This is a genomic window from Ruegeria sp. G10 (assembly GCF_056533645.1).
Genome location: NZ_JBQFOQ010000014.1, coordinates 45,506 through 66,761 on the forward strand (window position 1 = coordinate 45,506; position 21,256 = coordinate 66,761).

Annotated in this window: 21 protein-coding genes and 1 pseudogene; 11 read left to right on the forward strand and 11 right to left on the reverse strand. The window is 59.5% G+C overall.

Annotated features, from left to right (window positions below; all coding sequences use genetic code 11):
- Positions 1 to 34: 34 nt before the first annotated feature.
- A pseudogene (locus ACR0KM_RS18650) lies at positions 35 to 551 on the forward strand (SulP family inorganic anion transporter); the annotation flags it as partial.
- 138 nt (positions 552 to 689) lie between these two features.
- Here the strand turns inward: ACR0KM_RS18650 and ACR0KM_RS18655 are convergent.
- From ACR0KM_RS18655 to ACR0KM_RS18665, 3 genes are read right to left on the reverse strand one after another with little or no spacing between them, the layout of a single operon-like run.
- On the reverse strand, positions 690 to 1,670 hold the full coding sequence (locus tag ACR0KM_RS18655) for a DctP family TRAP transporter solute-binding subunit (RefSeq protein ID WP_480861244.1): 981 nt from the start codon (positions 1,668 to 1,670) through the stop codon (positions 690 to 692).
- Between the two features lie 17 nt (positions 1,671 to 1,687).
- Positions 1,688 to 2,968, reverse strand: coding sequence for a TRAP transporter large permease (locus ACR0KM_RS18660; protein WP_480861243.1), 1,281 nt, complete (start codon positions 2,966 to 2,968; stop codon positions 1,688 to 1,690).
- A complete protein-coding gene (locus ACR0KM_RS18665) occupies positions 2,965 to 3,456 on the reverse strand; it encodes a TRAP transporter small permease (RefSeq protein ID WP_480861242.1) in 492 nt (163 codons plus the stop codon). The genes ACR0KM_RS18660 and ACR0KM_RS18665 overlap by 4 nt, the downstream gene beginning before the upstream one ends.
- A 92-nt stretch (positions 3,457 to 3,548) precedes the next feature.
- Between ACR0KM_RS18665 and ACR0KM_RS18670 the strand changes: the two genes are divergently transcribed.
- Entirely contained in the window at positions 3,549 to 4,556 is a 1,008-nt protein-coding gene (locus tag ACR0KM_RS18670) for a LacI family DNA-binding transcriptional regulator (protein ID WP_480861241.1), read from the forward strand.
- On the opposite strand, the gene ACR0KM_RS18675 is transcribed toward ACR0KM_RS18670, so the two are convergent.
- From ACR0KM_RS18675 to ACR0KM_RS18705, 7 genes are read right to left on the reverse strand one after another with little or no spacing between them, the layout of a single operon-like run.
- The gene (locus tag ACR0KM_RS18675) at positions 4,553 to 5,452 is read right to left on the reverse strand and encodes an SMP-30/gluconolactonase/LRE family protein (RefSeq protein ID WP_480861240.1); all 900 of its coding nucleotides are present in this window, start codon (positions 5,450 to 5,452) and stop codon (positions 4,553 to 4,555) included. The two genes, ACR0KM_RS18670 and ACR0KM_RS18675, sit on opposite strands and share 4 nt — an antisense overlap.
- A gap of 12 nt (positions 5,453 to 5,464) precedes the next feature.
- Positions 5,465 to 6,496 (reverse strand): L-idonate 5-dehydrogenase, encoded by a 1,032-nt coding sequence (locus ACR0KM_RS18680; protein WP_480861239.1) that lies wholly within the window; start codon positions 6,494 to 6,496, stop codon positions 5,465 to 5,467.
- A 3-nt stretch (positions 6,497 to 6,499) separates the two neighbouring features.
- Positions 6,500 to 7,258: an SDR family oxidoreductase gene (locus ACR0KM_RS18685; protein ID WP_480861238.1), complete on the reverse strand. Its 759-nt coding sequence runs from the start codon at positions 7,256 to 7,258 to the stop codon at positions 6,500 to 6,502.
- 3 nt (positions 7,259 to 7,261) lie between these two features.
- Positions 7,262 to 7,573 (reverse strand): Rieske 2Fe-2S domain-containing protein, encoded by a 312-nt coding sequence (locus tag ACR0KM_RS18690; protein WP_480861237.1) that lies wholly within the window; start codon positions 7,571 to 7,573, stop codon positions 7,262 to 7,264.
- Positions 7,574 to 7,581: 8 nt separating this feature from the next.
- Positions 7,582 to 8,406, reverse strand: coding sequence for a 3-methyl-2-oxobutanoate hydroxymethyltransferase (locus tag ACR0KM_RS18695; RefSeq protein WP_480861236.1), 825 nt, complete (start codon positions 8,404 to 8,406; stop codon positions 7,582 to 7,584).
- Between the two features lie 5 nt (positions 8,407 to 8,411).
- Complete coding sequence (locus ACR0KM_RS18700; RefSeq protein WP_480861235.1) at positions 8,412 to 9,149, reverse strand: SDR family oxidoreductase; 738 nt, start codon at positions 9,147 to 9,149, stop codon at positions 8,412 to 8,414.
- On the reverse strand, positions 9,146 to 9,898 hold the full coding sequence (locus tag ACR0KM_RS18705; protein WP_480861234.1) for a GntR family transcriptional regulator: 753 nt from the start codon (positions 9,896 to 9,898) through the stop codon (positions 9,146 to 9,148). Before ACR0KM_RS18705 ends, ACR0KM_RS18700 begins: the two co-directional genes overlap by 4 nt.
- Before the next feature lie 124 nt (positions 9,899 to 10,022).
- Here ACR0KM_RS18705 and ACR0KM_RS18710 point away from each other — a divergent pair, with 124 nt between their 5' ends.
- From ACR0KM_RS18710 to ACR0KM_RS18720, 3 genes are read left to right on the forward strand one after another with little or no spacing between them, the layout of a single operon-like run.
- Complete coding sequence (locus ACR0KM_RS18710) at positions 10,023 to 11,054, forward strand: sterol desaturase family protein (RefSeq protein ID WP_480861233.1); 1,032 nt, start codon at positions 10,023 to 10,025, stop codon at positions 11,052 to 11,054.
- Positions 11,051 to 12,208: an NAD(P)/FAD-dependent oxidoreductase gene (locus ACR0KM_RS18715; RefSeq protein ID WP_480861232.1), complete on the forward strand. Its 1,158-nt coding sequence runs from the start codon at positions 11,051 to 11,053 to the stop codon at positions 12,206 to 12,208. Before ACR0KM_RS18710 ends, ACR0KM_RS18715 begins: the two co-directional genes overlap by 4 nt.
- Positions 12,209 to 12,214: 6 nt before the next feature.
- Complete coding sequence (locus ACR0KM_RS18720) at positions 12,215 to 13,168, forward strand: 2-hydroxyacid dehydrogenase (protein WP_480861231.1); 954 nt, start codon at positions 12,215 to 12,217, stop codon at positions 13,166 to 13,168.
- Positions 13,169 to 13,264: 96 nt separating this feature from the next.
- Here ACR0KM_RS18720 and ACR0KM_RS18725 read toward each other — a convergent pair whose 3' ends face one another.
- A complete protein-coding gene (locus ACR0KM_RS18725) occupies positions 13,265 to 14,278 on the reverse strand; it encodes a LacI family DNA-binding transcriptional regulator (RefSeq protein WP_480861230.1) in 1,014 nt (337 codons plus the stop codon).
- Positions 14,279 to 14,397: 119 nt separating this feature from the next.
- Between ACR0KM_RS18725 and ACR0KM_RS18730 the strand changes: the two genes are divergently transcribed.
- The 6 genes from ACR0KM_RS18730 to ACR0KM_RS18755 all read left to right on the forward strand — a co-directional run bounded on the left by ACR0KM_RS18730 (position 14,398) and on the right by ACR0KM_RS18755 (position 21,234).
- Positions 14,398 to 15,927, forward strand: a complete 1,530-nt coding sequence (locus tag ACR0KM_RS18730) for a sugar ABC transporter ATP-binding protein (RefSeq protein ID WP_480861229.1) — start codon at positions 14,398 to 14,400, stop codon at positions 15,925 to 15,927.
- Entirely contained in the window at positions 15,914 to 16,981 is a 1,068-nt protein-coding gene (locus tag ACR0KM_RS18735) for an ABC transporter permease (protein ID WP_480861228.1), read from the forward strand. Before ACR0KM_RS18730 ends, ACR0KM_RS18735 begins: the two co-directional genes overlap by 14 nt.
- A 17-nt stretch (positions 16,982 to 16,998) precedes the next feature.
- Positions 16,999 to 18,096, forward strand: a complete 1,098-nt coding sequence (locus ACR0KM_RS18740) for a substrate-binding domain-containing protein (protein WP_480861227.1) — start codon at positions 16,999 to 17,001, stop codon at positions 18,094 to 18,096.
- 73 nt (positions 18,097 to 18,169) lie between these two features.
- Positions 18,170 to 18,931, forward strand: a complete 762-nt coding sequence (locus tag ACR0KM_RS18745) for an ATP-binding cassette domain-containing protein (RefSeq protein ID WP_480861226.1) — start codon at positions 18,170 to 18,172, stop codon at positions 18,929 to 18,931.
- A gap of 11 nt (positions 18,932 to 18,942) precedes the next feature.
- Entirely contained in the window at positions 18,943 to 20,067 is a 1,125-nt protein-coding gene (locus ACR0KM_RS18750; protein WP_480861225.1) for an ABC transporter permease, read from the forward strand.
- Between the two features lie 33 nt (positions 20,068 to 20,100).
- Entirely contained in the window at positions 20,101 to 21,234 is a 1,134-nt protein-coding gene (locus ACR0KM_RS18755) for a substrate-binding domain-containing protein (protein ID WP_480865539.1), read from the forward strand.
- The last annotated feature ends 22 nt before the right edge of the window (positions 21,235 to 21,256 follow it).

Sequence of the window (21,256 nt, forward strand, 5' to 3'; positions counted from 1 at the left end):
TGTTAGGCAGTGTGGCACTGGCTAATAGAATCTCGCGCATTCTGTCGGAATACCAGCGGAGGGTGGGTTTGCACGTTCTGTCGTCAATTTTGATGCGGGAGCCTTTGCCGCCATCGATCTGGCCGCTGCCGCAGCTTCGCTGACCCCGCTGGTCCATTGCTTGCCCAAAGCCACACTGGCCCCGTAACGATCATTGTCGCCGTGTTAAGTCTTGTTGACCTATCGATCTTGCGGAAGACATGGAGATATTCTCGCGCCGACTTCAGCGCCGTCGCTGCCACCATCGGACTGACACTGGGGCTGGGGGTCGAGGTCGGAGTTGCCTCTGGCGTGGCGAGTTCGGTGTTGTTGCACCTGTAAAAACATCTCGCTCGCATGTGGCAGTCGTCGGGCTTGTTCTCGGCGCACAGCATTTCCGCAACATCCGGCGTCACGCGGTTGAAACTAACCCTTCGGTGGTGATTCTACGTGTGGATAAGAGTCTGTATTTCGTGGACGCTCGCTTCTTGGAAGACCTTATCCAGCGCCGAGTGACCGAAGGCTGTAGGGTTCCGTTGCGAACTTTGTCCACACCTGACAGGTTGAGTACATTTGTGTTGGCGCGTCCCAGAACATGATGCGACGAAGCTTCGTCAAAAACTGAAAAGCTCTGCCCCAACCATCAAGGGGCAGAGCAATGGTTCCATTGGTTATTTCTGAGCTTCAAGAATCTCGTTGATCAACGTGTCTCCGTTCTCTTCTATAAATGTCGCCCAGACTGGCTTGGCCGCTTCCTGGAAGGCAGCGCCATCGACATCGCGGTTGAGTTCCATACCACCCTCGGTGGTCAGCCATTCGATCGTCTTTTCCTCTTTGTCGCGGTTGCCCTTGCGCTGGAAGGCGACAGCCTCGGCAGCGGCGGCTTCGATGACGGCTTTTTGCTCGTCCGTCAGGCCGTTGAACGTATCTGCGTTCATTGCCAGAACCAGAGCCGAATAAGCGTGCTGAGACAGGCTCAGATATTTCTGGACTTCGTAGAACTTAAAGGCTTCGACGACCCAGATCGGGTGATCCTGTGCATTGACGACGCCGGTTTCCAACGCAGTATAAAGTTCCGCAACCGGAATCTGTTGGGGGTTGGCATCCAGTGTTTCAAACAGGTCGTTCAGCGCCTTGGAATTGTTCACACGCATGACCACGCCGGACAGGTCGGCGGGTGCGCGCACCGGCCCCTTGTTGGTCGAGATATTGCGATAGCCGTTTTCAGGAAAACCCAGACCTTTCAGCCCGAACTCTTCAAGATCGGCCAGCACACCCTGACCCACAGGGCCGTCCAGCACGACATAAGCCTTGTCCCTGTCCGGGAACATGAAGGGCAGCGTAAAGGCCCCGGCCTCGGGGATCATGCCGGTAAAGTTGTTCAGCCCCGACAGGGTAAAGTGGATGACGCCCGAACGCACACCGTCGATCAACTGATCGTCAGTGCCCAGTTGGCCATTGGGAAAAACATCGATGACAACTTCACCGCCTGTGCCTTCGTTGACCTTTTCTGCGAACATGACAGCCATCTGGTGGGTCAGATCGGTGTCGGGCGCCGGGTGTCCGAATTTTAGCCGGGTTTCTGCATCTGCGGCAGAGGCCGAAACGGCCAACGCGGCTGCTGCCATCAGTGATTTGATTTTCAACGACATTTAGTTTCCTCCCTAAGTTAGCCGATGAGAAGTTTCATGGGGTAGATGATGATCTGTGGAAAAATCACGAAAAGCGCCAGAAGCACGACATAGGCCAGCACAAAGGGCCAAACGCCCCTGACCGCCGCAGTCATTGGCGTTTTCGAGACACCGCAGACCACGTTCAGTACATTGCCCACCGGGGGCGTGATCAGCCCGATCGACGCGTTGATGACGAACATCAGGCCGAAATAGACCGGGTCGATTCCGGCGGCCTTGATGACCGGCATGAACAGCGGCGCAAGGATCAGAACCGATGGCCCCAGATCCATGAACATGCCCACCACAAAGACGATCAGCATGATTGTCGCCATCAAAAGACGCGGGTTGTCGACGAGCGGGCCAAGCATAGCAGCCAGTTGCTGCGGCAATTGGGCGATGGTGATCAGCCAGGCGGCCACCATCGCGCAACCGACAAGGAACATGACCATTGCGGTGGACCGACCGGCACTCAGCAGGATGTCGTAGAGCAGGTGCCAGGTCATCTCGCGATAGATGAAGGTGGTGACGGCCAGCGCATAGACGGCGGCGACCACTGCCGCCTCGGTGGGGGTGAAGATCCCGAACCGGATGCCGCCGATGATGATGACCGGCAGCAGAAGCGCCCATCCCGCATCCCGCAAGGCCAGCAGTTTTTCCGACCGTGGCGCGGGTTCGAACACTTCCAGGTCTTCGCCGCGCACAAGGAAATTCCAGACCAGAACCAGCGTGGCCCCCATCATCAGGCCTGGAACAATGCCGCCGATAAAGAGCTTCGCGATGGATATGTTTCCGGCGACGCCGATCAGGATCAACGGCAGCGATGGCGGTATGACCGGCGCGATGATCCCGCCCGACGCCAGCAGGCCCGCGGTTCGGCCACGCGGATAGTTCGCCTTTGCCATCATTGGGAACAGCATGCTGGACAAGGCCGCGGCATCGGCAACGGCCGACCCCGACAGCCCGGCCAGAAGAACCGAGGTGAAGATTGCCACATATCCAAGCCCGCCGCGCCGATGCCCGACAAGGGCGCTGGCCAGTCTGACGATCCGTTTGGCCAATCCGCCGGAGGACATGGTTTCCCCGGCCACCAAAAAGAACGGGATCGCCAGCAACGGAAAACTGTTGACCCCGTTGATCATCGACAGCGCCATGACATTGGCGCTGAACAGGTCCAGTTGCAGCATCAGGGCCATCGAGGCCAGCAGCAGCGAAAACGCGACCGGAATGCCGATTGCGATCCCGATCAGCAAAATCCCAAGGAATATGGCAAGCGTCATGCGTCAGGCTCATGTCTTTGCGGCCAGATCAGGCGGGACAGCGCGATGCAGAACATCATCGCCCCCGCGATTGCGCCCGGAAGGTACAGAGCACCCTTCGGAAGCCCGGTGAGTTGAGAGATATTGTTCCAGTTCGCGACCGTCTGTTGCTGCGCGCCCCAGCCCAGCAAAACAACGGAAATCAGCACAACACTCCATTTGATCCTGTCCAGCCAGGGCAACACCGCCTTGGGGAACAGGGCGTGGGCGATCTCGGTTATCGCCAGATGCTGATCCCGGCGCAGCACCACAACCGCGCCCAGCATGACGATCCAGACAAACCCAAGTCGGGACAGTTCGATGGATTCGCGAAACCCGGTCGAAAAGCCGTAGCGCATCACGACATTCACAAAGACCAGCCCGATCATCGCGGCCATGAGCGCGACGATAACGATGTCGAGCAACTGGAAAAGCCGGTCGACACCTTGTTTGACCTTCGTTCCGGGCATTCTATCCCCCTTGTTCGAAAGTTAGGTTAACGATAACCTAATAGCGGCGCAACACTTGTCGGGGCATAAGAGCGTCGAAAGCAGGAAGCGCCGTGAACGAAAACAGAAACTCAGTGGTCACTTTGGCCGATGTGGCCGAAAAGGCAGGGGTCAGCCGCATGACCGTGTCCAAGGTCCTGCGCGGGACCGGCAGCATTTCAAGCAAAACTCGGGACCGTGTCCTCAGCGCCTGTGACACGCTTGGATATGTACCCAACACCTTTGCAGCCGCGCTGAGTTCAAGGAAATCGCCGTTCATCGGGGTGATTATCCCTTCAACCTCGGATTTTGTGTTCTCCGAAGTGCTAAGCGGCGTAAATGACGTGGTGCGCCCGCACGGGTTGCAGACCCTGATCGGCGAAACCCTGTTTGATCCCGAGATCGAATTTTCGCTGGTCCGCATGATGTTGTCGTTGCGCCCGTCCGGGTTGATAGCCAGCAGCGGACTGGCGCGCCTCGACAAGACGCGGCAGCTTTTGGCCAAGCGCACCTGTCCCCTGATTCAGATCTGGGACGCGGATGACAAGGACGGGGATGCGACGGTTGGCCTGTCTCATGAGGGGGCCGGGGCCACCATCGCGCGGCATTTTATCGAACGGGGGTTTCGAAACGTGGCCTATATCGGTGCCCAGCTTGACACCGACCTTTGCGCCGAACGGAGGCTGGCAGGGTTTGGCGCGGTACTGGCCGAGGCTGGTGTTTCGCTGCTGTGCGAAACGGATCGCGACCTGCCGAGAACGCGGGAAACCGGGCAGATTTTGGCCCAAAGGTTGCTTGATCGCAACGAACCCGTGGATGCGATCTATTGTCTGAACGATTCGATGGCCGCCGGGTGCCTGTCCTATTTGTACGCGCAGGATTATCGGATTCCCGAGGATGTGGCCGTTGCGGGGTTCAACGGAACCTCTCGGGATTACGCGGTCAGGACCAACCTGACCACGCAGGATGTGGACCGGCGTGAAATCGGGCGCTGTGCCGCGAAGCTGATTGTGGATCGCGAGGCGCTGCAAAACCCGGTCGATCTGGTGCCCGACAAGCTGGTCGTGGGAACGACCACTTAAGGCATTTGCACGCCGGACCTGTTCAGTGTGATGGCATAAAGGCTGGTCGACGCAGTGATGTAAAGCTGATGCTTGGCCCGACCTCCGAAACAGATGTTGGACACGGTCTCGGGTATCAGGATCTTGCCCAGTAGCCTGCCATCGGGCGAAATACAATGCACCCCGTCGCCTGCCGAACTCCAGATATTTCCGTCGGAATCCAGCCGGAATCCGTCCGAAGCACCGGCGTCCACAGTGAAGAAATGCGCCCCATTTGACGGTACACCGCCTGCCATATCATAGCGGCGGATGCAGCGTTTTGCGTTGGCATCGAACATCTTGCCGGTGTCGGCCACGTACAGCATGTCCTCACCAGCGCTAAAGGCCAACCCGTTCGGGCAGTCCATATCGGTGACCATGGCGGTAATCTCGCCGGTATCGGGGTCAACGCGGTAGACATGGCAGGGCAGTTCCTGCTCGGACGCAAACCCTTCGTAATTTGTCATGATCCCGTAGTGGGGATCGCTGAACCAGACTGAGCCGTCCGAGTGGACCACGACATCATTGGGCGAATTCAGCCTTTTCCCTTCGAAACTGTCGGCAAGCACTGTGACTGATCCGTCAAGCTCGGTCCGGGTCACCCGTCGCGTCCCGTGTTCGCATGACACCAACCGGCCCCGCCGGTCGCGGGTATGGCCGTTGGCATAGTTTGACGGCTGCCGATAGGTGGTGATGCCGCTGTCCGGTGTCCAGCGCAGGATACGATTGTTGGGAATGTCCGAAAATAGAAGACACCCCGCATCGCCGAACCAGACCGGCCCCTCGACCCAATCGAACCCGGTAGCAAGCTGTTTGACCGGGGCGTTGCCCAATACATAGGTCTCGAACACCGGGTCGTGGGCTTCAAAAAAGGACATCGCTTGGGTTTCCTATCCGAATGTGATTTGCGCTTTCATAGCTTGCGTCCGATCCCCCGCCAGATCAAAGCCTGCCTGCGCCTGATCCAGAGGGACCGTGTGTGAGATCAGCGGTTTCACATCTAGACTGCCATTCTGCATCAGGGCAATGGCGGTGGCGAATTCCTCGTGAAAGCGGAATGAGCCGCGCAGGTCCAGTTCTTTGGCGGTCAGCATCTGCATCGGGATCGTCATGTCACCGCCCAAACCCAGTTGCAGGATGGCCCCGCGCGGACGCAACGCGGCTATGCCCGCTGCCAGCGCCTGCGGGCTGCCCGAACATTCATAGAGAATGTCGAACGTGCCTTTTCCCGCCTGATAGGCAGCCAGCGCCTCGGCATCCCGTGCCACGTTGATTACGCGATCCGCGCCCACCCGAGAAGCAAAGCCAAGGGCGTTGTCCTCAAGGTCGGTCACAACGATTTCGGTCGCACCTGCCGCGCGCGCGGACAGCACCGCCAAGGTCCCGATGGGACCGCTGCCAGTGATCAGCACCCGTTTGCCAAGGATCTCGCCCGCGCGCCGGGTGCCGTGCAGCACGACCGACAGCGGTTCGGCCATCGCTGCCTCGCCCGCGGTCAGGCCTGTCGCGCGCACGCACTGGCTGGCATCGGCCACCAGAACCTCGCGAAAGGCGCCCTGAATATGCGGGAACGGCATGGCCGAGCCATAGAACCGCATGTTTTCGCAATGGTTGCGCAGGCCCTCGGCGCAATACTGGCACGCTCCGCAGGGGCGGGACGGGGACACAGCTACAAGTTCACCGACGGCCAGCCCGTCGACATCTTCGCCCAGAGCCTCAATATGGCCGGAAACCTCATGCCCCAGGATCATGGGTTCGCGCAGGCGCACGGTGCCAAAGCCGCCGTGATTATAGTAGTGCAAATCCGATCCGCAGATACCACCAGCGGCCATACGGATGCGGACCTGCCCGGCACCGGGCTCGGGGGTTTCGCAGGTTTCAATGCGCAGGTCGCGGGCGGCGTGGATGACAATGGCGCGCATGGTTTACAGGCTCGCCGTGATGCCGCCGTCAACAAACAGCGTGTGCCCGTTGACAAAGCTGGAAGCGGGGGAGGACAGGAACACGCAGGCCCCCACCAACTCCTCAACCTTGCCCCAACGGCCCGCCGGGGTGCGCTTTTCCAGCCATGCGGAAAACTCAGGGTCATTGACCAGCGCCTCGTTCAGGGGCGTGTCGAAATAGCCCGGCGCGATGGCGTTGCATTGCAGCCCGTGCTTGGCCCAGTCGGTCGCCATGCCCTTGGTCAGGTTGCCCACAGCTCCTTTGGTCGCAGTGTAAGGCGCGATGCCGGGGCGGGCCAGCGCTGTCTGCACACTGGCGATGTTGATGATCTTGCCAGCCCCGCGCCCGATCATATGCCGCGCACAGGCCTGACCCACGTTGAAGACGGTCGTGACGTTGGTTTCCAGCAACTTGCTAAACATCTCGGCCGGGTAGTTTTCCAGCTCCGTGCGAAACTGCATCCCGGCGTTGTTGACCAGAATGTCGATCTGACCGCTGGCCTCATACCCGTCCACGGCTGCTTTGACAACGGCATGATCGCTGGCATCGAAAGGCAGCGCCGCGACCTTGTGGCCGTCTTCTGCTAGCCGTGCGACCGCGGCATCCAGCTTGGCAATATCGCGGCCATTCAGAATCACCGAAGCGCCAGCCTCAGCCAATCCGCGTGCCAGTGCAAACCCTATGCCTTGCGAGGATCCGGTGATCAGGGCGGTCTTTCCGGTCAGGTCAAATAGGGTCATGGCTTATATCTCAACGTAAACATCGTCGCCTTCGACAGCGACAGGATAGGTTTTCAGCGCCACGCAAACCGGCGGCACGGTGGGATCACCAGTGCGGTAATCAAAAGCCCCGAAATGCAGCGGGCATTCGATGTCGAACTCGTCCACCAACCCGTCGGACAGGTGCTGCTTTTCGTGGGTGCAATAACCGTCGGCGGCATAAAAGTTCCCGTCCGGGCCGTGGATGATGATCAGGCTTTTGTCGCCATGGTCAAAGCGCATGACATCTTTTTCTTCGATGTCGCTTGTTGAACATACGCGGATTTTCTCAGCCATATCAGTCCTCAGATTCTGTCAATTTCGGTCATCAGCTTTTCGTATTCGCCCGGTGCCATGTGTGGCGTGATGCTGTCCGGTGGGAAGCTGCCATTGGTAGCCGCATCGCGAAAGGCGCTGACGGCGGCGACGCGGGCGGCATATAGTTCGCGGTGCAGGCGGGCAAGATCACCAAAGGGCTGCACATGACGCGGCGGGTTCTCGGTTTCGCCGGTCAGGTCGTTCTGGAATAGAAAATTCACATCGCCGCCCCCGCCGGAACCAAGCGATACACAGATCAGCGAAGTGCGGCAGGCGATCTCGGCCATAGTCTCGCCGCAGATCACCTCGGATTCAACAGCGAAGGCTCCTGCATTTTCAAGGCGTTTGAAATCGCGCAAAAGCTCAAGCGCCTCGTCTGCGGTCTTGCCCATGGCTCGCATCCCGCCCGTTGCAACCGATTTGCGCGGCACAAGACCCAGATGCCCCATAACCGGGATGCCTTCCTTGCTGAGTGCCTCAACCACGTCAAAGCTGCGCGGTGTGATCACCGCATCCGCGCCCAGATGCAGCGCGTCCAGGGACGCGCTCAGGATGTCGTCGGTGGTCTTGACCTCAGTCAGCTTGATTGCGGCGGTGCAGAACGTGGTTTTGTTATGCTGGCGGACATTGCCCATGTTGGCCGCGTCCGACACGATCATGTCGATTCCGGCCTCTTCGGCGGCGCGCAACTCGTCCGGCGTGTTGGCGGTGACCTGCGTTAGCTTGCGCCCCTCGGCCTTGGCTTGGCGCATACAGGGGATGGTCACGGTGCGCTTCGCGGGCTGGGCCCCGAATGTATAGATGTTTTTCACGGGTGCTACCCCCGCCCGATAAAGGGCATGGTGGTTGCCATGACGGTCATGAACTGGACATTCGCCTCAAGCGGCAGATTGGCCATGTGCAGCACCGAAAGCGCCACGTTCTCGACGCTCATCACCGGTTCGGGCTTTAGCGAGCCGTCCGCCTGCGGCACCCCGCCTGACATTTTCGAGGTCATCTCGGACGCCGTGTTGCCGATGTCGATCTGTCCGCAGGCGATATTGAATGGCCGCCCGTCTAGCGAGATCGAGCGGGTCATGCCCGTGATCGCATGTTTGGAACTGGTATAGGGCACGGAGCCGGGACGGGGCACAGCCGACGAGATTGAGCCGTTGTTGATGATCCGCCCGCCCTGCGGGTCCTGATCCCGCATCACGTTGAATGCCCCGCGCGCGCACAGAAACGCACCGTAAAGGTTCACGTTCATCACGGTCATGAAATCCTCGGGCGGGATATCCCCGATCGGCGCGGCGGGCACGTTGTTGCCTGCGTTGTTGAACAGCACATCCAGCCGTCCATGCGCCTGTTTGATCTTGTCGTACAGGGCGTCAACCTGTGCCGCATCGGTCACGTCACAGGCAATGGCCTGACCGCCGCCCATGGCGGCAACGGTATCGTCAAGCGGTTCCTGCCGCCGTCCGGTGACGACAACCGTATATCCGTTCCCGGCCAGTTTCAGCGCGCAGGCTTTGCCGATGCCCGAGCCGCCGCCCGTCACCAAAGCAATCTTGCTCATGTTTCGTTTCCTCCCTTGGGTGCCAGCCGCAGGGGCAGGCGATTTTCGTCCTCATATAGCGCCAGATGGGCGCGTATCGCATCCAGACAGGCGGGCAGATCGCGGGCGATGGCAGCGTCGTAAATCGCCCGATGCTCGCCCCGTGTCACATGAGAAAAGCCAAACCCGTCAATCTGGGATACCGCGTACATCCGAAACGTGTCGTAGACGGACTTGTAGGTCCGCATCAGAAGATCTGAATTACACGCCCCCAACAGAGTGCTGTGAAACAGCCAGTCCTGCCGCGACCAGCGTCTGAGGAAGGGCGTCACATCCTCGGCCTGCTCCATGCGCGCTTCGATGTAGTCAAGGTTGTGATGGGCCGCGTTCAGCGCCATCTCCCATTCGAAATCACCCTGTTTCAGGGCCAGCGCGACCGCCTCGCTCTCCAGCAACAACCTCAGATGCGCGGCCTGACGGAACGTATCCTCGGAATGGTCGACTGCCCGGAAACCGTGGTTTTTCTCGTTCTCGACAAAGCCTTCCCCGGCCAGCCGCAACAACGCCTCGCGCAGGGCGGCGGTGGTGCAGCCGAACTCGACCTTGAGATGTTGGGGTTTCAGCCGTTGGCCGGATTTCCAGCGCCCCCAGATCAACCCGTCGCGCAGGGCGTCGTAAATATCGTTGGGTGGTTTTGGGGCAGAAGAAGCATCCATCCCGAAAGGCGTAAGGACACAGCGACGACCGGTCAAGGTAATTTTGTCAAACAATCACTTATTCGTCAATTTGACAAAGTTTCGAAACTTTTGTTGACGCGACGAGTGTCGGTCACTATCCGATCAAGAGGACGAAAACGCCCCTTTGGCCCGGATTCGGGCACGGAAAGGATACATCATGGCGAAGAAGCCCAAGGTCACAATCGATGAGCACGGTCAGGAAAGAAACCGCCGCGGTGAGTGGTGGTCGGGCCGCCCCGTCTATCTTGAACCGCTGCTGGATGATCCGCTGAACTTTCCGAAGCTGTTCAAATGGCTGACCGGTTTCCCGGGTTTCTTCCTGCCGTGGTTTGCCATCTACATGGTGCTGATCGGGGTCAGCTATGTCTGGTTCACGCCCGAGTTGTCGCGCATGGAAACCTTTCAGATCGGCTGGATGGGTGAGATCCTTCTGCGCAATCTGGTTCTGATCTGGGTCTGGACCGGGATATTCCACCTGTGGTTTTGCGGTTACAAAATGCAGGGGAGGCTCAAGAAGTATAACGCCAACATGCAGGCCAAGAACAACCCCACTTTCCTGTTCAGCGATCAGGTCTGGGACAACATCTTCTGGGCACAGGTCGGCACTCTGATCTGGACCGGGTACGAGTGTTTTCTTTGGTGGGGCTATGCAAACGGCTGGATGCCCTACCTTGATCCGGCAGAACATCCGATCCTGTTCTGCCTGCTGATGATGGCGATTCCGTTCTGGCGCAACTTTCATTTCTACTGGATTCACCGTCTGATCCACTGGAAGCCGCTGTATGACTGGGTGCATTACTTGCACCACAAGAACGTAAATGTCGGCCCGTGGTCCGGGATGGCCATGCACCCGGTTGAACATCTGGTCTATTTCTCTTGTATGCTGATCCACGTGATCGTGCCCAGCCATCCGCTGCACATGATGTTCAACGGGTTCCAGACTGCGCTTGGCCCGGCCGTCAGCCATTCCGGGTTTGATGAGATCGTGTTCGGGGACGAACTCGCGCTGCGCAATGACCGCTATATGCACTATCTGCACCACCGCTATCACAACGTGAATTTCGGCGAGAGCAATGTGCCGCTGGACAAGTGGTTTGGCAGCCTGCACGACGGCACGCCCGAGGCCGATGAGCATTTCCGCAAGCTGCATACCGAGCGCACCAAAGCTATGCGCAGCACCCAGGCATGAGCGGTGTCGTTATCGTTGGCGCAGGCCATGCGGGTCTGCGCGCGGCGACCTCGGCCCGCAAATCAGGGTTCGAGGGTTCGATAACGCTGATCGACCGGGATGCGGTCTGGCCGCCGCATGAACGCCCGCCCTTATCAAAGTGGCGCGAGGACGGGGTCGAGGCGCGCCCTATCCTTCCCGCTGAACATGTCGATGCGGCGGAGCTGACGTTCCGGCATGATAAGGTCACGGGGATTGATCCCAACGCCCGGATCCTGACGTTGTCCGGCGGCGCATCCCTTGGGTTTGACAAACTGCTGTTGGCCACCGGCGCAGCGGCGCGCGCTTTTCCGGATGCCATGACCCTGCGTACCAAAGCCGATGCGGCTGCGATCCGCGAAAGGGCGACCGGTGCCGACACGGCCATCATCATCGGGGCCGGATTCATCGGGTTGGAGCTGGCATCCAGCTTGCGCGCCATGGGTGTCTCTGTGCGCTTGGTCGAGCAGGCAGACCGCATCCTTGCCCGCGGCGTGACTCCGGCGGTTGCCACTATCGTGCAGAACCGCCACGTCGCGGAAGGCGTCCTGTTCAGTCTGAACCATAGCATAACGCCCGAGGAACTGACGCAGGCCGATCTTGTCATTGCGGGTATCGGCTCAGCCCCGATGGTCGAACTGGCCGAACAGGCCGGGCTGTCGGTCGAGAACGGGATATTGGTGGACCGCTATTTGCACACCTCGCACCTGGATATCTTTGCAGCTGGCGATTGCTGCGCGGCGCCGGTCACAGGGGAGCAGCCAACCCGGCTGGAGGCTTGGACCGCCGCTGGCCAGCAAGGCGATATCGCAGGTCATAATATGGCCTGCCCCAATGACTTGCGCCCCTGTGAATTCACGCCCTGGGTCTGGTCGGATCAGTATGAATATGTGCTGCAAAGCGCTGGTTTGCAAAGCCCGGATCACCAGATCATCGACCGCGCTTATGGGCCTGACCATCATATTTCCTTCGGCCTGTCAGACGGCAAACTGGCGTTTGCCGTAGGCATTGCGCAAGGCGTCAAGATAGCAAAAGATATGCGTTTCGCGATGAAGCTGATAGAAAGCGCGCGTTTGGTGGACAGCGCGGCACTTGCCGATCCTACCATTGCACTCAAAAGTCTGCTTAAGGGATAACAAAAAATGACCAAGCCAGATATCCTCGTTGTGGGGTCTTACGCCGACTACGATCAGGTCCCGATGGACGAAGCCTTTACCGTTTGGCCGATGGAGGAGGGCGGCGCACCAGACCATCTGCCTGCTGAGGCGCTGAGCGCGATCCGCGCCATTGCCTTTCGTGGGCACTCATTTCTCAGCGGTGAAGTCATGGACCGGTTTCCCAATCTGGGGATGATCGCCAATCTGGGTGTCGGCTATGACACGATCGACGTGGCCCATGCGGTGAAACGCGGCATTCTGGTGTCCAATACCCCGGATGTCCTGACCGAGGATGTTGCCGATCTGGGCATTGGCATGATGATCGCCTGGTCGCGCGGCATTCCGGGTGCGCAGGGCTGGATAAGGTCCGGCGAATGGGCGCAGCATGGCGAATACCGCCTGCAACGGAAGGTGTCAGGCAAACGCGCAGGGATCGTCGGGCTGGGCCGGATTGGACGCGCGCTGGCTGAACGGCTGGTGCCCTTTAATATAGATGTCAGCTATTTTGCGCGGGCCGAAAAGGAAACGCCCGGCTGGACCTATTTTGACGACATCACCGCTATGGCCGGGCAGGTCGATGTGCTGTTCGTCTGCGTATCCGGGGGCCCTGAAACGGCGGGTATCGTTGGGGCCGAGGCGCTTACGGCGCTTGGACTTGAAGGGCTGTTGGTGAATATCTCGCGGGGGACAACCGTGGACGAGGGCGCGTTGCTGGCGGCGCTGGAAAATCGTCAAATCGCAGGTGCCGCGCTGGATGTGTTCCTGAACGAACCAAATATTGATCCACGTTTTCTGAAATTGGACAACGTCTTGCTACAACCGCACCAATCCTCTGGCACGATCGAGACACGTACGGCGATGGGGGCCTTGCAACGGGCAAACCTTGCGGCGTTTTTCGAAGGCCGCCCATTGGTGACCCCTGTGCCGGAATGCGCCTAGATCGTTTTGTGTTTGCGTTGAAGCGAAATACTCTGCCTCTCCCTGCGGTCGAACGCGCGTTTCGATAGTTTTGCTTCAGAAAAGTCGCAAAACACTTTAGATCGTACTGCCCGGCACAAAGCGGAAACTGACCGGCGTGACATCCTTGACCGGTTGGTTGTTGATCGCCGCCAAAATGGAATCGGCGGCCTGCCGACCTAGCTTCAGATGCGCCACATGCATCGTCGTCAGCCGCTGCGGCAGGATCGACGCGATGGGCAGATCACCCCAGCCTGCAATGCCGATATCATCCGGCACGCTAAGGCCGCGAGATTGAGCAAACATCAGCCCCCCTGCGGCCATATTGTCGTTCTGATAGTAGATGGCATCCAGATCCGAGGTCCGGCTGAGCATTTGTTCCGTCGCATAATACCCGGCGTAGAATCCGGGCGTGTCCTTCAGAACATAGCTGTCGGCGATTGAACCCTTTCCATCCATCACCGCTGATTCCCAACCCCTGAACCTGCTTTCGGCAGAATGGGCGGTGTCGTGGTGCGTGCCGATATATCCCATCCTGCGGTGTCCGCGTTCGACCATATACCGGCCCATGGCATAGCCGCTGTCATAGTGGTTCAAACCGACGCTCAGATCGACGGGCGAGGTGTTGAGATCCCACAGTTCGACTACCGGAACACCAGCCCCGCGCAGCAGCTTACGGGTCCGTTCGGAATGATTGCGCCCGGTTACGATCAATCCGGCAGGACGCCATTCAAGAACCGTCTCGATCCAGCTTTCGACCGAGTCCATGTCATATTGCGAAACACACAGAACTGCCTGATATCCCGACGCATTCAACCGCCGCTCGATCCCTTCCAGAACCTGTGCAAAAACCTCGTTCCCCAGATCGGGGATGGACACGCCCACAAAGGTCGAGGTGCTTTCCGACGAAAACGCGACCGCCATCCGGTCGTGAACATAGCCCAGCCGTCTGACTTCGGCCATGACCCGTTCGCGGGTGCCTTCTGAAAAACCCTTGCCGTTGTTCAACACGCGCGAGGCAGTCATTTTCGACACACCTGCGGCCTTGGCTACTTCGGCCAGTTTTATTCTTGTTCGTTTCCGTGGGCCCATTCCGGCTCCGAGAGTTACCCGTAACTTTTTTGTTGACTCAGTGCCAAACTGAACGCAGCGTAAGTGAGAGATACCGGTAACTCAATAAAAAACTCGGTACGCACCAGGGAGGAACACGAGTGTCGAAGACCGTTTTGGACGGGCTGGTTTTTGACCGTATTGCCAAGCACTTCGGCGGCAACTATGCGCTGAAGGACGTGTCGCTGCGGGTGGCGCGCGGCGAAATCGTCGCGTTGCTGGGGGAAAACGGGGCCGGGAAATCGACACTGATCAAGGTTCTGGGCGGCATCCATACAGCCGACAGCGGCGAGGTGCGGATTGACGGCGAGCCCTATCGACATTCGCCGGGCAGTTTCGGACAGCGGCAGCGCGTGGCCTTCATTCATCAGGATTTGGGTCTGATCGAATGGATGACGGTGGCCGAGAACATGGCACTGTCCCTGGGTTTTGCCCGCAAGGCTGGTTTCGTGAACTGGCGCGGCGTTGAAAGATTTGCCCGCGCGGCGCTGGACAAGGTGGGGTGCGATTTTGACCCGACCACACGGGTATCCAGCCTGTCGCGCACCGAGAAATCCCTGATCGCGATTGCGCGGGCTCTGGCGGTGGAATGCGACTTTCTGGTTCTGGACGAGCCGACCGCGTCGCTGCCCGCGGATGAGGTCGAGGGTCTGTTTGACGCAATCCGCCCGCTGAAAGACCGGGGTGTGGGGATGATCTATGTCTCGCACCGTCTGGATGAGGTGTTCGCGATCTCGGACCGCGTTGCGGTGCTGCGCGATGGGGAAATGGTTGGTATGCGTGATACTGGCCATACGACACCCGAAGAATTGGTGCATATGATCGTTGGCCGCAAAACCCGCGCGGTTCAGAAAGCCGAGGTCGTACCTGGCGCGCGGGTGGCCGAGGTCCGCAATCTGGCCTGCGAAGGGGTGGGGCCGGTCAGCTTTCACCTTGATCAGGGGGAAATCCTCGGACTTGTGGGCTTGCGCGGCGCCGGGCACGAGGCAATCGCCCGTGCCATATTCGGGTCGGAGCCCTGTGAGGGTGACATCGAAATCAATGGTGAAGCCCCTGATCTTTCATCCCCAAAGGCGGCAATGGCATCAGGGATCGGGCTAGTGGCGCGGGACCGGACCGAGGAATCGGTGGCTGGAACGCTGTCGATCCGTGAAAACACGTTCCTGAACCCTGCTGCCTTTGAACGCGGATTCTGGGATATGCAGGCCACCCGAACCGAGGCGGGAAAAGCCGCCGAGATCGGCGCGGCACTTGGTCTTTCGCCCAATGATCCGGAATTGAACGTCGAGGCTCTGTCGGGTGGCAATCAGCAGAAGGTTGTTGTTGGCCGCTGGCTGGCGACAAACCGCAAGCTGCTGATCTGCGAAGACCCCACGGCGGGCGTGGATGTGGGCGCAAAAGCCGAGATTTACGCGCTGATCCAGCGCGCCGTACGCGAAGGCGTGGGCGTTATCGTCGTTTCGACCGATTTCGAAGAGGTCGCAGCCCTGTGCACCCGCGCCTTGATTTTCAGTCAAGGCCGGATTGTCGACGAACTGTCCGATCACCGCCTGAACACCGAGCAACTGATCCAGTCTGCATCGGCAGGCAATATATCGACCCAGATGGAACCCCCTCATGCAGTCCATTGAATCCAACGCGCTGGAGCCGACCAAGGCCGAAATGCAGAACCTGTCGCTGGCTGCGCGCCTCGGACGTCTGGTGCCGGTCTATGGCCTTGTGGTGTTGACAATCGCCCTGATCCTGCTGTTCAGCATTCTGTTACCGGATACGTTTCCGACAATGCTGAACCTGCGCTCGATCCTGGCGGATAAGGCGATTATCGCGATCCTGTCGCTGGCGGCGATGATCCCGATGGTGACGGGCAAGATCGACCTGACCGTGGGGTATGGCATCGTGCTGTGGCACATTCTGGTCATCAGCCTGCAAATCGCCGGTGTGCCGTGGCCGTTGGCTTGCGTTCTGATCCTGATTGCTGGTGCATTCGTGGGTTTCCTGAACGGGCTGCTGGTCGAAGTGGCCAAGATCGACAGTTTTATCGCCACGCTTGGAACCGGCACCATCATCTACGCGCTGGCCCTGTGGCATACCGGCGGACGTCAGGTTGTGGCGCAGCTTGAGCCTGGGTTCTACAAGCTCAGCACCACCTTTGTCTTTGGCCTGCCGATCACCGCCTATTACGTGCTGGCGCTGGCCGTTCTGCTGTGGCTGCTGCTCGAATATCTGCCTTTGGGCCGGTATATGTACGCAATCGGCGCAAACCCCAAAGCGGCTACGCTGAACGGCATCCCTGTTGCGCGTTACACCATGCTGGCCTTTATCGCGTCGGGCCTGCTGTCTGCGCTTGCTGGCATACTTTTGGCCTCGAAGCTCAGGATCGGACAAGCCAGCGTCGGGCTGGAGTTTCTGTTGCCTGCTCTGGTGGGGGCCTTCCTTGGGTCCACGACGATCAAGCCCGGCAGGGTGAATGTCTGGGGCACAATCATCGGTGTGATCATTCTGGCGGTCGGCATCTCGGGTATCCAGCAATTTGGTGGGTCCTTCTGGGTCGAGCCAATGTTCAATGGCGTGACACTGTTGGTTGCCATCGGCATCGCAGGTCTGGCCCAGCGGCGCAGGGCTGCGGCGCAATTTGGTGTTGCAGGGGCCGAAGATCCACCTGCGGAACAATCATCAGGAACCTGAAAACGGGAGTAAACCAAATGCTCAGAAGAACTCTGTTGGCCAGTGCAGTTGCCGCTCTGGCAATGACCGGCGGCGCATCGGCGCAATCGGTGAATGAGGCAAAGGACTTCATCGCGCAATTCGCGTCTCGTCAGGACACATGGACCGGCCCGACAACAGGACCGGCAGCGCAGCCCGACAAGCTGGTTGTCATGCTGGCCTCGGATCTGACCAACGGGGGTGTGCTTGGCGCGGCAGAAGGCGCGCAAGAGGCCGCCGCAGCCATCGGCTGGGATCTGCGGTTGATCGAGGGCGGCGGCACCGTTTCGGGTCGGACGGCTGCGTTCAGTCAAGCGCTGGCGTTAAACCCGGATGGGATCATCATCAACGGGTTCAACCCGACCGAACAGCAGGTTGGCATGGAAGCGGCGCAAGAGGCTGGCGTTCCAATGGTCTCGTGGCACGCCACGTCCGACAATGGCCCGGCCCCGGATGTGGGTATCTTTGCCAACATCACCACCAATGCGCGCGATGTGTCGCTGGCGGCGGCCTATTGGGCCTTTGTCGACGCGGATGAGCAGCCTGCCGTCGTGATCTTCACCGATTCGACCTATCAGATCGCCATCGACAAGGCCGACTGGATGAAGGAAGCCATCGAAAAGCTGGGCGGCACGGTGCTGGAATATGTCGATACGCCGATTGCCGAAACCTCAACCCGGATGCCGCAGCTGACCACCTCGCTGTTGCAGCGACACGGGAACAAGTGGACTCACAGTCTGGCGATCAACGACCTGTATTTCGACTTTATGGGCCCCTCGCTGGCTGCTGCGGGTATTCCCGGGGATGGCGGGCCGATTGCGGTGGCCGCGGGTGACGGCAGTCAAGCCGCCTATCAGCGCGTCCGCACGCAGGAATATCAGGCCGTCACCGTGGCCGAGCCGCTGAACCTGCAGGGCTGGCAGATGATTGACGAGCTGAACCGCGCCTTTGCGGGCGAAGACTGGTCGGGTTTCAACTCACCGCTGCATGTGGTGACGCCGGACAACATCGAATTCGATGGCGGACCCAACAACACCTTCGACCCCGATAACGGCTATCGCGATGCCTACAAGAAAATCTGGGGTGTAGGCGGTTAAGTCTCCCCGAACCGCCTTATCGTCCGGCGCGCCTTGTGCGCGCCGGGCACAACGACCGGATAAGGGCACGATCATGACGGATAAATCACCCATAGTTTCCATGCGCGGAATCTCGAAACGTTTTGGCGGCGTCCACGCATTGGAGGGCGTTGATCTCGACGCTTACCCCGGAGAAGTTCTGGCCATCGTTGGCGACAACGGGGCCGGTAAATCGACGCTGATCAAGGTTCTGACGGGCGTTTACCAGCCGACCGAGGGCGAAATTCTTCTGGACGGCAAACCGTTTTCCATGACCAACCATTCCGATGCCATCGCCAACGGCATCGACGCGGTGTACCAGAATCTTGCACTGGCCGATCACCTGACGCCTGCGCAAAACCTGTTTCTGGGCTCGGAGCTGACGCGCAAGGTGCTGGGCATAGAAATCCTCGACAACCGGCGTATGCGGGACGAGGCGCGCCGCGTTCTGCAGGACCGTCTGGGGGTCAATCTTGGCTCGATGGATGTGGAAACCGACAGCCTATCGGGTGGTCAGCGTCAGGCGGTCGCCATCGCGCGCGCGGTCCGGCATGACGATCTGCGCGTGCTTGTCATGGACGAACCGACCGCGGCCCTCGGACCGCAGGAAACCGCGCGAACGCTGAAGCTGATCAAGACGCTGCGCGACCAGGGGCTGGCGGTGATCGTAATCTCGCACTCGCTGGATGACGTGTTCGAAATATCCGACCGCATCCATGTGCAGCGGCGAGGCGAATGCGTGGGCGTCGTCAAGACCGCCGAGGTCACCAACGAAGACGTGCTGGGCATGATTGTCGGCACCAAGACGGCCGCCTGAGGGAGAGAGACATGAACGACACAACCGCCACTCGCCCCCAAACCCTGACAGCACGGCTGGATGCCTATATGGGCGTTCTGGGCCCGCTTGCGATGATCCTGCTGATCGGGCTGTTCATGGCTGCGGTGGAACCGGCCCGGTATTTCCGCCTGTCGAACCTGAACCAGATTCTGCTGGATGCCGCGCTGTATATGCCGATGGCAATGGCGATGACCTTTGTCATCACCCAACGCGGGATTGACCTGTCTATCGGCTCGGTCGCCGCATTGTCGGCGATTTGCATGGCCTTCATGGTCAAACAATGGGGGCTTGCGCCCTGGGCCGGAGTGCTGGTCTGTATCACACTGGGCGCGCTTCTGGGTCTGGTCAACGGTCTGGTGATTACCGTGTTCCGCGTACCCGACCTGATCGGTACGCTGGCCATGGACCTTGTCTATCGGGGCTTTGCGCTGGTGCTGGCCAAGGGGCTGGTGCTGGCCCGGTTCCCCGAGCTGATCACCGAGATTGGACGCGGCCAGATGTTTGTCATCCTGCCCACGCCGGTTGTGATCGGGATACTGACGCTGGTCATCGGCTATTTCGTTCTGCGTGACACCTATTTCGGGCGCTACACGATCGCCATCGGATCAAACCCCGAAGCCTCGGAGATGACGGGGATCGCGGTCGATCGCTATCGCATCTACGCCTATGTGCTGATGGGCGCGATGGCGGGGCTGGCGGGGCTGATGCTGACCGGCAAGCTGAACGCAGTACAGGCGACATCGGCGCCTTACTTCAACCTGCATGTCATCGCGGCTGTGGTCGTCGGCGGCACCTCGCTGTTCGGCGGGCGCGCTTCGATCATCGGGTCTTTTGCGGGCGTGCTGTTGCTGTCGATGATGGTGAACGCTCTGGTGACGCTGCGGATCGAGTTCTTCTGGCAGTCGGTTGCCTCGGGCGTGGTCATCATCCTGTCCGTCGCCGTCTACACCTGGATCGGCAAGAAGGATCGCGATGGCAGCGGCAGTATCGGCGCGCTGTTTGCCAGCGCCGAAAACCGCCGCATCGCCAAGCTGATCGCGGTTCTGATCGCCGCATTCGTGGCCGTTGTCGTGCTGGGCATGCTGTTCGGAGGGGATCCGAACCCAAGCGGCTGAGGCCAAAAAGAAATCAAACCTAGGGAGGAAAACATGAAACTATTCAATTCTACGGTTCTTGCGACCAGCCTTGTCGCATCCGCAGCCATGGCGCAGGAGTTGCCGCTCAAGGCGCTGCCCGATGACGGAGAGCGGGATTTCTGGCTGATCGAACAGGTGAACGTGCCCGGCAAGATGGAGGCGTTGCAAGACGTGACCGGTGCCGAAGCGGTTCCGTTCAAAGGCACGCAGGAAAACCCGGTTCAGATCGCCTTTATTTACCCGTCGGCAGATGTTTCGGATTTCTGGGCGCGCTCCTATCTTGCTGTGACCAAGCGACTGGACGAATTGGGTATCGCATACGAGACCCGCGAATTCGCATCGCGCCAGATCGAACATTCGCTGCAATCGACCTATGCGCAGCAAGTGGATCAGGATGCCGACATCTATGATTTCGTCATTTTCGGGCCGTCCGAGTTGGCCACCCAGGCCGACAACATCGACAAACTGTCGGCAAATCCCGATCTGACCACCTTTGTCTGGGCCTTCCATACCCCGCTGCAATATCTGGAAAACCAGCCGGATATGTGGATGGATTTCTCGTCAGCCTATGGCGCGATCAAGATCTGCGACTACATGGTTGAACGTCTTGGCAATGATGTTGTCTACGCCATGAACCGCGGTATTCCGGGTATCACCGACAATCAGCGTTCGGGCGATTTCAAGGATTGCGTGGCCGAGAAAGGCAACTGGGATGTCGTCTATGAACATTACGGCGAATACCAGCGCGAAGGCGGGTTCGAAGGCACCCAGCTGATCCTGCAAGCCTATCCCGAGGCCAAGGTGATCCACAACGCCAACACCGCCATGTCCATGGGTTCGGTCGAGGCGCAACTGGCCGTCGGCAAAGAGAAAGAGATTTTCTCGACCGGCTGGGGTGGCACGGGTCTAGAACTGGAAGCCATTCGCCGGGGCGAGCTGGACGCGACCCCGATGCGCATGGGCGACGATGTGGGCGCGGCCACGGCCGAGGCGATCAAGTACCATCTGGAGGGTCGGCAAGATGAGCTTCCGCTGGTCTTCCTGGGCCGGATTACAGTGGCGCATGACCAGATGTCTGTGGATGAGATCGACGCGCTTGAACAGGAAGCGTTCCGCTTTTCGGGCGTCGGCAAGCTTGAGCGGTAACTTACCGGTGTAAAGAAAAGAT